A 14,517-nucleotide genomic window follows, 5' to 3' on the forward strand; every position below is an offset into this window, starting at 1 on the left:
GCCTGTCAGTGCCATGGGCAGCAGTCTGTCCTCAAGGAGATCTGTGGTCGAGTGCGATGCCTCGCCGTGCCTACGGGGTGTCAGGACCGTCGAGGAACCCCAGCAGCACGGCGGCCTCCGTGCGAAGCCGCGCGGCTCGGTCGGCGTGCGCGGGTGCGGTCAACTGCTCCGCGGCCTCCAGCCGTTCGGCGGCCTCGGCGCGCACGACATCCACCACACCGCGCTCGCTCAGCTCACACCGCACCGCTTCGGTGGCGCCGGCACCGACCGGTGACTGTTCAAGGGCCATGCCACGCAGCTCGGCTTCGTCCACGGGCGCCGCCTCGGCGTTGTCCAGCGCAGCGAGTGTTGAACGCAGGGCGCTCACCGCGGCCTTGTCACGGGCACGCATCGCTTCCGGCAGTGCTTGACGCATTCGAAGACGTACAGACATGCCCGTGACCTTATGGCGGGCGTCCCTGAACCCACAACGCGATATACGACGTGCAGCACTGGACGTGCCGCCGAGCCGGGGCGCCCCGTCTCGGCGGGTACAGGCCCTGTGGCCGCGACCTGGTGGGGTGAGTCCGTGAGCTTTGGGAGTACCTGGGCAACTGCCACCAGCAGCTGCTCACCGACGTCTGGCACCAGGCCAGCACCGTCTTCCAGTGCATGGTCGTGGCGAGCGTACTCGGGGTGCTGATCGGTCTGCTCATCCCGGTCGTGGGGCTGGTCGTACCGCTCGCGGTGATCGCTCTGACGCTGTACGGCCTGCTGCCGTACGCCTCCGGCCCTGGACTAGGCAAAGTGATCTTCCGCGGCCTCGCCTCGCTGGGCAGCGTGAACGCGCTCAACCAGGTGCTCGCGGGCACGCTCGGGACCAGCGTCCTGGCGCTGCTGTTCGACGCCGCGTACGTCCTGATCGGGCGGCTGACCATTCCGAGGAGATCCGTATCTGAGAACGGCCCCGGCGCCCCAGACGGCACCACCGGCGAGCATCACGGCGCCTCCATCGAGCTGGAGAACCTGACCAAGCGGTATCCCGGCAATCCGCAGCTACAACGCCGCCCGGTGATCAACACCAGTGGACGGGGAGGATCCGCATCAGCTGGCGTTGGACTGGATGAAGGCGGAGGGGTTCGTCAAGTAGGGGCTGCCACGCTCCCAGGCCCGGCCCCGGCCCCTGTCCCTGACATCTGTCAGGGACCGCTGCGCGATTGAGCTTCCTAGGCTTGCGGTGCCCAATGCCCTGTCAGCCCAGCCGCGAGGAGCATCATGTCCCTGTACACGCGTATGGCCGCCACGCTGAGTGTGGCGGCTTCGTTCATCGGCCTCGTCGGACTCGCACCGCAGGCATCGGCCTCGGCGTCGTCGGACGGCACGCACTGCTCCGTGGTGGTGGAGCGGGTGAAGCCGGGTGAGAAGTTCTCCCAGGTGAAGAGCCGGACCTGTTCCGACTCCGGGACGGCGGCGGTCAACCGCAGCGGCCGGACCCTGCTCATGACCTGGTACGAGCACGCCGAGTACGGCGGCGACAGCACCGACGTATACGGGGACTACGGCCCCTGCGACGCAGACGGCTACGTCCTGAGCACCGGGACGTGGTGGCGCTCGATCTCCTCGTTCATCACCTACAACAGCTGCGACGGCCAGCAGGCCGTCCTCAACGACGGCCACAGCGCCGTCTATTACTACGGGTTCGGCACGCCGAACGTGGGTGCCCGAGCGAACGACAACATCGGCTGGTTCAAGGTGTGGGACGCCCTCTAGGCCCCTCTGGGCCCACGCGGCAGCCTTGCCCGAGGCAGTTTCGTTTGGATCGGCTTGTCGTTGGTTTCGGGTGTGTCGTTGAGCGATGCGCAGTGGGTGCATCTGCCGCAGAAGTACGGCAACTGGTAGGGGCCGACGCGGACGAGGACCTCAACTGGGCTGTCGCCGTGGACTCCACGATCGTGCGCGCTCACCAGCACGCCGCCGGGGCCCGGGAAAAGGGGCCCCAGCCAGCGAACCCGACGTCCACGCCATTGGCCGGTCCCGCGGGGGACTGGCCACGAAGATCCCCCTTGCTGCAGATGACCGCTGTCGGCCGCCGGCCTTCCATCTCACCGCCGGGCAGGCCGGGGATGCGCCCGCCTTACCAGACGTTATGGCCCGCCTGCGCGTTCCCCGGCCGCGAGGACGCCCCCGCACCAGGCCGGACGTGATCCTTGCCGACAAGGCCTATTCGTCCCGCGCGATCCGTGAACACCCGTGCAAGCGCGGCGTCCGGGCGGTGATCCCAGTCCTGGCGGAGCAGCGAGGCCACCGGCTGCGACGGGGCAGCCGTGGAGGCAGGCCGCCGGGCTTCGACCGCGAGACCTACAAGCAGCGCAACATCGTCGAGCGGTGCATCGACCGCCTGAAACAGTGGCGCGGGATCGCCACCCGCTACGAGAAGACCGCGACCATCCACCTGGCCGGACTCCACGTGGCAGGCATCTTCCTCTGGTCCGCCCGCTGATCCAGACGAGACTGCCTAGCCCCGGGCCACCGCGATGGCCCCCGAGAGCCTCTCTCCCGCCTCGTAGATCATGTACGGGACGCCGCCGTCGGTGCCGAAGGAAGGTGCCGCGGCGCGACCGTTCTCCGGAGCGGTGCCGCGCGAGTTGTAGAAGACGCCGAGGTGGGTGCGCTTGCTGAAGTCGTTGCCGACCTCGGTGATCATGATGTCGCCGCCGCTCTCCTTGTCCTTGTTGTAGACGACGTAGGTGCTGTTGTTGCGGTGGAGAAGGTGCGGGCCGCCGACGTTGACGGCGCCGACGTCGCCGTGCCGGATCAACGGCTGCTGGTCGTAGGCCCAGGTGCGTCCGTCGGCGGACCAACCCCAGTGGATGTCACGGTGGTTGGTGGTGTTGTTGAGCATGAAGACCATCACGTAGCGGGCGCCGCGTGAGGGCAGGTCGTGGCGGAAGACCCGGGCGTACGACGTCTCGTTGGTGCCTGCCGGGAGCATGGATGTCGACAGCACGACCTTGTCGTACGTGAAGTGGATCCCGTCGGTCGAGCGGGCGAGGCGGGTCGTGGTGTTCTCTCCGTGGAAGTACAGCCAGAACTCCTTGGCGTCCGCGTTCCACAGCACGTGGGGGGACGAGACATGGCTGACGGAGTAGTGCGGGGACCACTTGTTGGAGACGATCGGGTTCGACGGGTACTCCGTGAACGGCCCTTCCAGCGAGTTGCCGTATGCCAGGCAGATGCCACCGGGCGCGTCGTGCGGCGCGTAGTACAGGTAGTAGCGGCCGAGCGGGGAGCTCAGCTTGTCGTAGACGCCTCTGACGCAGGGGAAGATGATCTCACCGGTGGGGTTGTACTTCAGCTGAGACGCCATCAGAAGCGTGCGGACGTATGTGTAGTTGGGGAATCCGCCGGGTGCTGCGGCAGCCGACTGGGCGCCCAGCGACGTTCCGACGGCGAGGGCGGCTCCGGTGGCCGCGGTGGCGCGCAGGAAGAGGCGTCGGTCGAGGTGTTGCTCCTGCATGGTGGCTCCAATGGCAGAAGGGTGACAGAAGGTGTGTCGCTCGGCGGGCCCGAACGGGGCCCGGGCTCAGAGATAGGTCGCCGCGGTCACGCACAGACCACCGAGGGCGACCGCCCAGACGTACGGCAGGGCGCGCACCATGACCTGCTGGGGAGATACGCCCGCGTACTGGGCGCTCCACACGGTCTGTGTGCTGGTGGGATCGGCGACGCCGAAGACCTGGTTGTACGAGGTGGCCATGCCGAGGACGGCGACCGCGGGATAGATGCCGGTGGCGATGAGGACGCCGGCGATGCCCGCGCCGAGCCCGAACACGTTGAGGGGGCCGCGGTAGAGGCACAGCGGGACGAGGAGCGTGAAGACGAGGACGAACACCACGGGGTTGTGCGGGCTGACGGCCTTGACGAGCGGTTCGAGTGCGTCCACGGCGCCGGGCAGTTTCACGGCCGCGAGCAGGATGCCGATGGCGATGAACAGGACGAGCGGCGGGGCGGCCACCTCGAAGCCGCCGTACAGGGTGCGCAGCAGCCGCTTGTTCATGCCGCCGGGCCGTGTCGTGGTGACCAGCGCGTACAGGACGCCCGCCAACAGTGAGGGGATGATGGCGAGTTCGAAGCCCAGGGCGAGAACGAGCGGGACGGCGGGGGCGAGCAGCGCGTACCAGGGTGCGTCGCCCAGCTCCTCGCGTCGTGAACGCGGTTTCGCGTCAACGGACTTGAGCGACCAGGCGTGCTCGGTGCCACGCCGTCGCGTCTCGACGAGGACGAACGCGAGAGCCGCGGCCAGGGCGAACGGGAAGAGCTTCACCATGAAGCCGCGCACGGTCGGGATCGGCAGTTCCAGTGCGGTGGAGAAGAACTGCCACAACGGCAGCTCGAAGGGGACGCCCACGGCGATGCCCATCAGCACCGTGCCCGCGGCGGTCACCTTGGGCACGCCGACGGCGATCATGGCGGGGATGCCGATGATGCCGGCGAGCATGGCGGCGGGCGCCGAGCCGGTCACCGTACCGACGAGTGCGGACACGGCGAGGACGCCGAGGGCCACCACGGTCGGGCGGTCACCGCCGAACTCGACGATCTTGCGGACGAGTGTTCCCGCGATGCCCGTCTCGTCGAGGAGCTTGCCCAGCCAGGACCCGAGAATGATCGCGATCATGGTGGCGGCCAGGGCCGGCGCGCCTTCCTGGAGGACGGTGTCCAGCACGCTGTTCTTGCCGGTGAACGGTGCCCCGGCGAGAAAGGCGATGGCGACGGCGAGCAGGGCCAGCGCGAAGGCGGTAGGCAGTTTGCGGGTGAGCATCAGGGCGACGCCGGCCGCCATGACGAGAAGGATGACGACACCCATGGGTCACTTCTCTCTTCCGGGCCGGGTGAGTTCCGCGCGAAGCGCGGCGGTGAGGAGCAGGGGGCTGCGACCGAGTCCGCAGACGGTTCGGGCGTAGGCGTGCGCGGCGACCTCCTCGGCACCGGCGACATGGCCGGCCACGCGGTGGCGTCCGAGGCGCAGCACGGTGTGGTCGAGCGCCTGCTTGAGTGAGGCCTTCGCGGGGCCGTGGTGGAGGTGGGCGTGCACCGCCTCGTGGGCCAGCGCGGCGGCGCGCATCGAGCCCGGCGGGTACCAGGCCCGCCAGCCACGGGCGTCGACCAACTCCCCGGCGAGGGCAAGTGTGTCGGTGTACAGCTCGACGGTCGGGGGCCGTGACGTGTAGCGGGCGAGCAGCATCCGGTCCACCCCGTCGGACCGCTCGACCACACGCGCGGTGGATGGGACGGTGGCGAGCCGGGACCCGAACTCGTCGGCCCTACGGGCCCATTGGCGCAGCAGCTCGCGGTCCCGGCCCTCGTGGGTCGGCGTGGCGGCCAGCAGCCGTACGCCCCATTCGACGTCGTCGACGGACGCGGGATCCATCAACGCCTGGTCGCCAGAGGTGAGTTCGATGGCTGTCATGACCGCACCTCCAGCACCGCGACCACCGGCTCGTCGGCCGCTCGGGCCCGCAACTCGCTGCGGGCCAGCGCGAGTAGAGGCTGGGGGTCGAGGACGCCGGACAGGTCGGCGATGCGGGCGCCGAGGAGCAGCCGCAGGGCGGGAGCGCGTACCCCGCCGTCGCCGTACGAGGTGGACTCGCCCACCAGCCGGGCGAGCACCTCCGGGGCACCGGCCACGGTGGTGGTCTCCACGCGGGCGTCGGCGGCGTGGTGGCGTACGACACCGTCCACGTCGACGATCCGTATGGGCCGGCGGGTCGGCCGCAGGCGGCGGTGCGTCTCGGCGCCGTAGACGGTGTGGGCGGAGGTGCCCGCCAGGACATGGACCGCCGCGGGGTCGGTCTTGAGACTGGCCGCTGCGGCGCGGAGTCGTTCGGTGTCGTCGGCGCGGTGGGACCGGTCCTGGGTGCGCAGTTCGGTGGCGCCGGTCGCGACCGCGCGCACGGTGTTGGTCTGAGGGTCGACAGTGACCTCGACCTCGACGCCTTCGGCGGCGGCGCCCTGGGCGACGACCGCCCGCTCCGCCTCGGCCCGGACGGCGAGGATCTGTTCCTGCGTGGCGCCGGGCACGATCCGCTCGACCTGTTCCCGTACGAGTGCGAGGGCGACGCCGATGGGGCTGATGACCTCGTTGTGGCGGGCGATCCGGCCCTCCATGCCACTGGTGTCAGCAAGGTGTGGGGTGACCGACGCGGCACCGCCGCCTCCGCCGACGAGGATCGCCGTGTCCTTGTCCAGGCGGTAGTCGCGGATCATGGCGTCCACCACTGTCTTCACCTGGGCGATGCCCGCGTCGAGGATCCGAGTCGCCGCGGTCGCGACGTCGGTGCCGAGATGGGCGGCCAGCGGCGCGATCGCGGCACGCGCGCTCTCGGGATCGCAGCGGGCGAAGTCGCCCTCGGGGACGCGGCCGAGGGCATTGGCGGCGCAGGTCATGGTGATGGCGAACCGACCGCCCGCCGCGTCGATCACGGCGTAGTCGGCGGGGTCGCCGTCCATGGGCCGGACGATGTCCACCTTGGCGTCGCGCAACTGGTCGGGGGAGGCGAAGCAGGCGTACGGCAGCCCCGCGATGTGGGCGCTGCGCGGTCCCACCCCCGTCACCCGGCCGCCGCCGATCCGCACCATGGACCCACCGCCGACGCCGACCGTGCGCACGTCGAGGGCGCTCAGATACGAGGTCTTGCCGAGGATGGTGGCGTGCCGGACGGCGACCTTGCCGCGGCGTACGACGCCGATGTCGGTCGAAGTGCCCCCGGTCTCCAGGAACACGCCCTCGCTCACCCGCTCCTGCATCAGCGCACCCGCGACTCCGGCAGCCGGTCCCGACAGGACGGTCAGGAGCGGTCGGCGGCGCATCTCGTCGAGCGCCATCACACCGCCGTCGCAGCGCATCACCATCAGCGGCGCGGTCACGCCCGCCTTGGTGATGGAGGCGTCGACGAGATCGGCGGTGGCCAGCATCCGAGGCAGGATCGCCGCGTTGACGACGGCGGTGCGGGTGCGCTTGTGCAGACCGTACAGCGAGGTGATCTCGTGCGCGGCGGTCATCGGCAGCCCGTACGGCCGTGCCGCGTCCAGGACGGCCTGCTCGCCCTCGGGACGGTCGACGCTGAACGGCTGGCTGGCGACGAGGACTTGAGCGCCTTCGCCCTTCAGCTCCTCGACCGCGCGGCGGACGTCTGCCGTGTCCTGAGGGTCGGTGACATGCGCGTAGGTCAGCGGAAGCCTTTTGCCGGGGGCGAGTTCGAGCTTCCCGAACGACGCGAGGCGGCGGGTGAGCACCGCTGCGGGACCGGTACCGATGCCGATCAGTCCGACGGTCGCCACGTCGCCCTCCAGGAGGGCGTTGGTGGCCTGGGTCGTGCCGTGTGCCAGGAAGGCGACGTCGGCGGGGGCGCAGTTGGTCTGCTCCAGGAGCCGGTCGAGCGCCTCGACGATGCCGTGCGCGACGCCGTCCTCGTGGTGGTGGCTGGTGGGGACCTTGACCTGCCCCAGAAGTTCGAGGGTCGTGGCGTCCACGGCTACGGCGTCGGTGAAGGTTCCGCCCACGTCGATGCCGACGCGGATGCGGGGTGTGTTCATATCCGTGCACCTCCTTGTGCTGGATCGGTTCACGCGGGCGGTCGCCGGGCGGGGCGGGTGGAGCCGCCGTGCCCGAACTCCCGCCCACGCGGGGGTTGTTCAGTAGCCGCGTACGTCCGGCCAGTGGCGTTGCACTCCGTCGCGGTCGAGCAGCCGCCCGAACTCCTCGAACCGCTTGTCCTCGGCCTGCACCTGGTGCGGCTCGACGTCCTCGGCCACGCAGTGCGCGGCCAGGGCACCGGCGACCTCGCCGACGTTCCACTCCACCGGATGGAGCCGGTAGCAGCCGTTGGTGATGTGCGTCGTGCCGATGTTCTTGCCGGCGGGCAGCAGGTTGCGCACCTGGCGCGGCACGAGCGCGCCGAGCGGGATCTCGAACGGCACGGACCCGATGTCGATGTAGTCGTCGCCGCCGGTCGAGGGATGCAGGTCGATGCGGTAGCTGCCGACGCCCACCGAGTCGCGGTGGCGCGTTCCGCCGCGTGGGCCGACGAGGTCGATCGCCACATCGTGCTCGGTGACCGTGGTGACGGCCTTGATACGGCGGGACTCACGGACGTACGCCGCCTTGGCCAGGCCGTCCGCCGTGCCGGTCACGTCCGGGCGGATCCGCAGGCCCGGGAAGCCGGTCCCGCCGTCCGCCCGGGGCGCCTCGGTCTGCAGCCAGTACAGCAGCGACAGCGACAACTGCCGTGCCTCGCCCAGAGCTTCCGCCTCCTGCCCGATGTACGGCTTGAGCCAGTAGTCGTTGAGCGGCCAGTTGACGAGCGTGATGTCGGAGTCGAAGGCGCCCGGCGAGTGCAGCTTGCGGGCGAGGATGCGGCGGAAGCCCCACAGTTCCTTGTCACCGGCGTCGGCACTCTGGTCGGCCGAGACGCCGAGCGGATCGAGATCCGGATTCGGTACGAAGGTCCGCGGCACCGGCTCCAGCGTGCGCGGGTCGGGTGCCTCGAAGCCGAGCAACGGGCCCGGCCAGAACGAGGGTTGGTAGGTGCGCCAGAAGTCGTAGTCCTGCGGCCGGTCGATCGTGTGGTCCTCGACCTCGTGGTGGGAGAGCGCGAAACAGACCGTGATGCCCTGCTGGTTGAGAGGCTGGGCCTCGTCCGGGGCGTGCGGTTCGTCGAACTCGGCGCGTGCCTCGGCCCCGTTGGCGTGCTCGATGCCCGCGAGGTGGAGAAGTTCACCCGTCTCGGTGGCGTCCAGGACGTACCGCGCGGTGAGCGTGCGATGTGTCCCGTCGCGCAGGTCCTCCAGCGTCACCGACCGTACGACATCGTTGTCGGACTCGGCGGAGATCGGCCGGTGCTCGGTGAGAACGGTCAGTCGTCCCGCTGCCCGGTGAGGCGCGAGCATGCCCTCCAGGACCGCAAGGGCAACCCTCGGCTCGTGGCAGAGCTTGCTGACGCGGCCCGCTCCGGGGTTGAGGTCGGTGAGTGTCAGGGCCTCGGCCCGCAGGGGGTACCAGTGGCGGTAGTACCTCCGGATCTCCTCGCGCAGCCGCCGGTATGACGCGGTCGTACCGAACTGCTCGACCCACGGGTGCTCGTCGGGCGGTACGGCCTGGCTGGTGAGCTGGCCGCCGATCCAGTCCGTCTCCTCGGTGAGCACGACGCTGCGTCCTGCCCGGCAGGCGGCGAGTGCGGCGGCCACGCCGCCGAGGCCGCCGCCCACGACGAGGATGTCTGCTTCGGGTATCACGCTTCTCCTTGCTGCTGTTCGCGTTCAGTGGGGGAGAGGGGTCTGTGGGGACCGTGTTTTCAGGAACGAGCACGCGGCGGTGCGGCCGTCAGGCCCGGGCGGAAGACGCAGCTGACGAGTGGTTCCCGCGCCTCCTCGCTCGCGACGAGCGCGGCCAGCAGACGTACGGCCGCGGCGCCCAACTGCGGCCGCGGGATGTCGAATCCGGTCGGTTCGGGTTCACCCGCCAGGTCGGCGGGCGGGCTGCCGAGCAGGGCGAGGGATACCTCTCCGGGACAGTCGAGGCCTGCCTCGCGTACGGCGGAGAGCAGGCCCCTCCAGGCCGCCCCGGTGTCGGTCTCCTCAGCGACGAAGGCAGTCACTCCTTCATCGGCCCAGGCGCGCAGCCGTTCGGGCGTCAGGTCCCGCTGCGGATCCGCGGACCGGAAGACGGTCGTGGGCCCGGAAGGCAGACCCGCTGCCTCCAGCCCTTCCAGGAAGCCGCGCTGACGGTCCGCCGAGGCAGGCGCGTCGTCGTCCTCACGGACGAGGACGATCCGTCGATGCCTCAACTCGGCCAGATGGCCCACGACTTCACGTGTGGCTTCGACATAGTCCGCGCCGACCCATGCCACGCCCTCCAGTTCCTCGCGGCGGCCCAGGTGCACGACCGGGAAGCCGTCCTCGACCAGCCGCTTGAGCTCTGCCCGGGGTGTGTGCCGACCGATGAAGAGACAGCCGTCGGCGAGCCGGACCCGGCTCAGGGCGTCGGGACCCGCGGCCCCCGCGCCGCCGGTGCTCGACCCGGTGAACAGCACCAGGTCGTAACCGAGCGCCGCTGCTTCGCGCTCCACGCCGACCAGGAAGGGGTAGTACGAGTGCTGCACATCGGTCGGGAACGTGGCGGTGAAGCTGAAGACGCCGAGCAGGTTGTTGCGGGCGGCGGCCAGTCGTCGTGCGGCCGGGTCGGGTACGTAGCCGAGGCTGCGGGCCGCTTCCAGGACCCGCTGCCGGGTCTCTTCGGAGATGATGCGCCCCTTGCCGTCGGGCTTCGGGGAGAGCACCAGGGACACGGTCGCCTGCGACACCCCCGCGAGCCGAGCCACCTCGGCCTGCCGGGGCCGCGACGTCCGACCGGCCGGAGCGGGCGTACGTCCGGGCCGCTTCCTGGGTTCCACAGTGCTTCTCTCCTCCGGGGCAGGGCCTGGCGCTGTCGGCGACGGCATCGTTAATGCGTATTACCTAATGCGCATTGACGAGAGATTGCACCTCTCTGCCCAGCGGGTCAAGAGGTGGAACAGAAGTGCCGTGGACGAGCGTGGCGACGGTCAGGTGGACGCTGTAGTCGTACGGACCGTCGCTGGAGGAGCCGCCGAGCGGTCGGCCCGCCTTCGCGACCTCGATGTCGACCTGGCGGCCGTCCGGAGTGCGGCCGCCGCCCCTGACTCGCGGACGACGTCCGCCCAGAACGCGCCCGCCCCGTCGCGCCGTTCCTCGACGGTGGTCGCGTCGAATCCCGCAGCGTGATGCGGTGCGGTCGCCCGGTTCGTCGGTGTCTGTGAGACCGGGCGCGGGACCGGAGTTGCCGACTCTGCGTTGCGGCCGATGGTGGCCAGGTCGTCGGGGGTGCGGCTGTGGTCGACGTCGAACGAGTCGTCGATCTCCAGGAACTGGGCTTCAGCTTCGGCCACCTCGTCGCAACTGAAGCACCACACATCCTTGAGGCTGATTTGCCCGCTCCGAGAGCAGTGGAGCCCGGCGCGAAGATCTTCCGCAGCCGCCTGCGACGTCTCATGCAGCGAGGCGGTCAACGGCTGTCTGGGCGGCCTTTTCGCCGAGCTCCGGGCACGCCTGAGGGGTGACGAACCGTCAGCTCCTGGGACACCGTGAGCTCAGCCTCGGTAGCCGCTGTACGGGGCTCGTAAATAATGACCTGAGCCCCGTCGATTTGTATGGTGTCGTCCTTGGTGAAATATTCTTCCAGAACCCTCTCCTTCATTACCTCTGTCCCGTTGCTTTCGGCACGAACGCCTTTGGGTTCCGTTACTACGAGAATTCGTGAGCTGCTGCGCATGCGCTCGCGGATCTGAGGGGAGGGCAATTCGGTGCCGTAAAGGTCGTGCGAGGCTGCCGGAGTGAGCTCCTGGGCAAGGTCGGACATCCCTCTGTTCACCGAAGGGTAGGCCAGCGACCATGCACGCCTCTTCACGGACAAGTAGAGAACCCCGTCACCAGGAGCGTATTCCCTGGACAGGACTATTGCCAGAGCGGTGACATTGTCCGATCGGCTTTCCGGCGTCCGCAGATTAAGGGACTCGGGTATGAGCAGTGCGATTGCCGACGCGACAGCAATCGCTGCAGTTACTTGCAGGCTGCGCCCTAGCCCGAGCATGCGGTCAAGCGCGGCCCCCAGAAGGAGCGCCAGGCCGACGAGGCCGTAGAGCACGTACCTCTCTACATAGAAAGGCTTGTAAAGAGAAATCAGCATGAGAAGGGCAGTGGGCAATATGAACAGAGGTAGGGCGATCGCCCGTAGACTGAAAGGCGCTTCAGGAGAAACTTTGCCGGCGTTCCCTGATGATGCGAAGTAGGACAGCACTATCGCGAAGGAAGCCAGTATCGCGAAGAGCTGGTATTCACTAACGGTGACACCGTCGATCCATGCGACTTGCTCGGATTGCGCCATTCCCAGAGCCGCGAGGGGTGCGACTCCCGTCGCAACCAAAAGTGCGGTGTATGCCCAAGTGCGCCGCGCATAATCCGGCACGGCGAAGGCATGTACTACCAGGGCAAGGGCGGCGAACTGATGCAGAATGCACGCTGCCAGCATGAGAGCGCCATATATGATCCACGGCACCCTCGAACTTCTACGCCCGGTAATTACCGGGGCGCGGCAACTGAGTGTCGCACTCGCAAGAGAATATGTGGCCCAGACCACAAGTGCGCAGACCAGTGAGTACGAGCGCCCCTCCTGAGAATATCTTTGAACATCTGGGAGTACTGCGAAGGAAAGGCCTGCCAGTATTCCAGCTCGCGTCCCTGACAATCGGACCCCGAGCGCTGTGACTCCTGCCGCTGCCAGCGCACCGGCAAGAACAGAGGGAAGACGCAGCACCAGGAGGTCGGTCCCGAAGAGGCCAAACAGCCCATGCATGAGAAGGTAATATGCTCCATGCACGGCGTCTATGTTACCCAGCGTCTGCCAAAGGTCCGGCAGGCTACGGGAAGCCAATTCGAGAGTCACAGCCTCGTCATGCCACAAGGTTCCTTCTCTGCGAATTCTCCATATACCGAGAAGGGCGGACAATGTAACCGGCAAGAGCAAGGGAGTGAGGAGTCTTCGGCGTGAGAGCAGGGAACTTTTCTGAGAGTGTGCCTGAGGAGTATTTTCCGTATCATTGACAATGTTGAACTCATCAATGGCCATCGGTGGCAGGGCCTTTCAGCAGTGGCGAAGACGTTCCGCCAGCGTGCCCGGACCTCGTTGACCAGTTGCTGATCCAACCTGACCGGCCGATCAGGAAGGCAGGCCGGCGCTGTGCGAGGCTGCACCCCATGCGCATCCTGGTGGTCGAAGACGAGGTGGACCTTGCCCATACCCTGCACACCGGTCTGACCGCCGAGGGCTACAGTGTCGACCTCGCCCATGACGGCCGGCAGGGACTGTGGATGGCCCGGACCGGCGAATACGCCCTTGTCGTACTGGACTTGATGCTGCCCGGACTCAACGGCTACAAGGTCTGCGCCCAGTTGCGCCGGGAGGGCAACGCGACCCCCATCCTGGTGCTCACCGCCAAGGACGGGGAGTGGGATCAGGCAGAGGCCCTGGACACGGGGGCCGACGACTACCTGGCCAAACCCTTCTCCTACGTGGTGCTCGTCGCACGGCTGCGAGCCCTGGTCAGGCGAGCGGCCACGGTCGCCCCGCCCGTCCTTGCCGTGGGCGACCTCTCGCTGGATGTCGCCGGCCGGGTCTGCCGCCGGGCCGGGGCCCGGGTGGACCTCACACCCCGGGAGTTCGCCGTGCTGGAGCTGCTGGCCCGCCGGGCGGGCCAGGCGGTCCCCAAAACGGATCTGCTCTATCACGCGTGGCCCGACGAAGCCCTGGATCCCAACCTGGTGGAGGCGCGCGTCAGCGCCCTGCGCAAGAAGGTGGACGCCGCGTTTGACCGGCAGTCCCTGCAGACCGTACGGGGTACCGGCTACCGACTGGTGGACGACCGTGAACGAGACTGAGCCGCGACGCCGCTGGTGGCCGCGTTCGGTACGAGCCCGCACCGCCCTGGCCGCCGCATCAGCCGCCGCCGTCATCCTGGTGAGCATCGGCTGGTGGGTACACCGCGACGTCTACCGCGAGAGCACAGGGATCGCCCAAGGGCAGACGGAGAAACAGTTCTTGGCTCTCGTCGATCAGCTGGAGAAGGGTGCGGTTCCCGCTCGCCGAAGCACCGTGCCGTATGAGATCGTCGCGACCGGCCGACGCGCCGCCGTCGCCTACGGCGGAGGCATGGAGGAGTTCGATCCCGGCACCCGCCATGTGCTGCCCGCCCCACCGAAGGCCGAGTTGCCCGCCCCACCGGACGAGGGGCCGAACTGGGGCTATACGACCCGTCCCGTGCGCCTGCCGGCGCGCCCCGACTCCGCACCCGGGGACCGGTTCGGCAAGGACGGCGGAACCTACCAGGTCATGTACGACGATGTCAGGGCCGATGAACTGAGCAGCGACAGAGTCGCCGCTCTGGGTGTCGCCGCCGACGCCCAGCTGCGGGTCTATGTGGTGGTGCTTCCACACGCAGGCGAGGACATCGCCGAGGCAATCACCGAGGCCACCGACCGCCGGCTGCTGCGGGCCGGGCTCGTCAGCCTCGTACTGATCGCCGCCGTCGCCTACTTCGCCGTCCGCATCGCGCTGCGGCCGGTCGAAGCCATCCGTGTCCTCACCGCCTCGGTCACCGCAAGCGACCCCCGCGAACGCGTCACTGTCCCCGCCGCGGGACACGAGATCACCGCCCTGGCCACCACCATCAACACCACCCTCCAACGCCTCGACGACGCCGCCGCCCAGCAGCGCCGCTTCGTTGCGGACGCCGCCCACGAACTGCGCAGTCCCCTCACCACACTGCTGGCCAGCCTGGAAGTCGCGCTCACCTACCCGGAACGCCCCGACTGGCCCGCCGCGGCCACCACCGCCGCACGACAGACCCACCGCCTCCAGGCCCTCGCCGAAGACCTGCTGCTCCTCGCCCGCCTCGACACCCGCACCCCCAT

General features: G+C 68.8%; 12 protein-coding genes and 2 pseudogenes. 5 read left to right on the forward strand and 9 right to left on the reverse strand.

From position 1 onward, the window contains the following. Positions 1-70: 70 nt before the first annotated feature. Positions 71-391 (reverse strand): hypothetical protein, encoded by a 321-nt coding sequence (locus tag O3Q52_RS04830; RefSeq protein WP_332112867.1) that lies wholly within the window; start codon positions 389-391, stop codon positions 71-73. Between the two features lie 194 nt (positions 392-585). On the opposite strand from O3Q52_RS04830, the pseudogene O3Q52_RS04835 reads away from it, so the two are divergent. From O3Q52_RS04835 to O3Q52_RS04845, 3 genes and pseudogenes are all read left to right on the forward strand, one after another. Continuing rightward, a pseudogene (locus O3Q52_RS04835) lies at positions 586-936 on the forward strand (ABC transporter permease); the annotation flags it as partial. Between the two features lie 318 nt (positions 937-1,254). Continuing rightward, complete coding sequence (locus O3Q52_RS04840) at positions 1,255-1,749, forward strand: hypothetical protein (RefSeq protein ID WP_269647533.1); 495 nt, start codon at positions 1,255-1,257, stop codon at positions 1,747-1,749. Between the two features lie 131 nt (positions 1,750-1,880). Further along, a pseudogene (locus O3Q52_RS04845) lies at positions 1,881-2,479 on the forward strand (IS5 family transposase); the annotation flags it as partial. A 15-nt stretch (positions 2,480-2,494) separates the two neighbouring features. Here the strand turns inward: O3Q52_RS04845 and O3Q52_RS04850 are convergent. From O3Q52_RS04850 to O3Q52_RS04885, 8 genes are all read right to left on the reverse strand, one after another. Beyond that, complete coding sequence (locus tag O3Q52_RS04850) at positions 2,495-3,496, reverse strand: hypothetical protein (protein ID WP_269647534.1); 1,002 nt, start codon at positions 3,494-3,496, stop codon at positions 2,495-2,497. A gap of 66 nt (positions 3,497-3,562) precedes the next feature. Then, complete coding sequence (locus O3Q52_RS04855) at positions 3,563-4,843, reverse strand: TRAP transporter large permease subunit (protein WP_269647535.1); 1,281 nt, start codon at positions 4,841-4,843, stop codon at positions 3,563-3,565. A 3-nt stretch (positions 4,844-4,846) separates the two neighbouring features. Continuing rightward, positions 4,847-5,446, reverse strand: coding sequence for a hypothetical protein (locus O3Q52_RS04860; protein WP_269647536.1), 600 nt, complete (start codon positions 5,444-5,446; stop codon positions 4,847-4,849). Further along, positions 5,443-7,572, reverse strand: a complete 2,130-nt coding sequence (locus O3Q52_RS04865; protein ID WP_269647537.1) for a hydantoinase/oxoprolinase family protein — start codon at positions 7,570-7,572, stop codon at positions 5,443-5,445. Before O3Q52_RS04865 ends, O3Q52_RS04860 begins: the two co-directional genes overlap by 4 nt. A gap of 99 nt (positions 7,573-7,671) precedes the next feature. Next, complete coding sequence (locus O3Q52_RS04870) at positions 7,672-9,270, reverse strand: FAD-dependent oxidoreductase (RefSeq protein WP_269647538.1); 1,599 nt, start codon at positions 9,268-9,270, stop codon at positions 7,672-7,674. A 59-nt stretch (positions 9,271-9,329) separates the two neighbouring features. After that, entirely contained in the window at positions 9,330-10,355 is a 1,026-nt protein-coding gene (locus tag O3Q52_RS04875) for a LacI family DNA-binding transcriptional regulator (protein ID WP_269647545.1), read from the reverse strand. 222 nt (positions 10,356-10,577) lie between these two features. Then, positions 10,578-10,940: a hypothetical protein gene (locus O3Q52_RS04880; RefSeq protein ID WP_269647539.1), complete on the reverse strand. Its 363-nt coding sequence runs from the start codon at positions 10,938-10,940 to the stop codon at positions 10,578-10,580. Positions 10,941-11,056: 116 nt separating this feature from the next. After that, entirely contained in the window at positions 11,057-12,079 is a 1,023-nt protein-coding gene (locus tag O3Q52_RS04885) for a hypothetical protein (RefSeq protein WP_269647540.1), read from the reverse strand. A gap of 725 nt (positions 12,080-12,804) precedes the next feature. Between O3Q52_RS04885 and O3Q52_RS04890 the strand changes: the two genes are divergently transcribed. Both O3Q52_RS04890 and O3Q52_RS04895 read left to right on the forward strand, forming a co-directional pair. Next, on the forward strand, positions 12,805-13,485 hold the full coding sequence (locus tag O3Q52_RS04890) for a response regulator transcription factor (protein WP_269647541.1): 681 nt from the start codon (positions 12,805-12,807) through the stop codon (positions 13,483-13,485). After that, positions 13,472-14,517, forward strand: a 1,046-nt coding sequence (locus O3Q52_RS04895; RefSeq protein WP_269647542.1) for a histidine kinase dimerization/phospho-acceptor domain-containing protein, incomplete at its 3' end; no start/stop codon positions are given. The genes O3Q52_RS04890 and O3Q52_RS04895, both read left to right, overlap by 14 nt.

The sequence above is a fragment of the Streptomyces sp. ActVer genome, assembly GCF_027270795.1.
Lineage (GTDB): Bacteria > Actinomycetota > Actinomycetes > Streptomycetales > Streptomycetaceae > Streptomyces > Streptomyces umbrinus_A.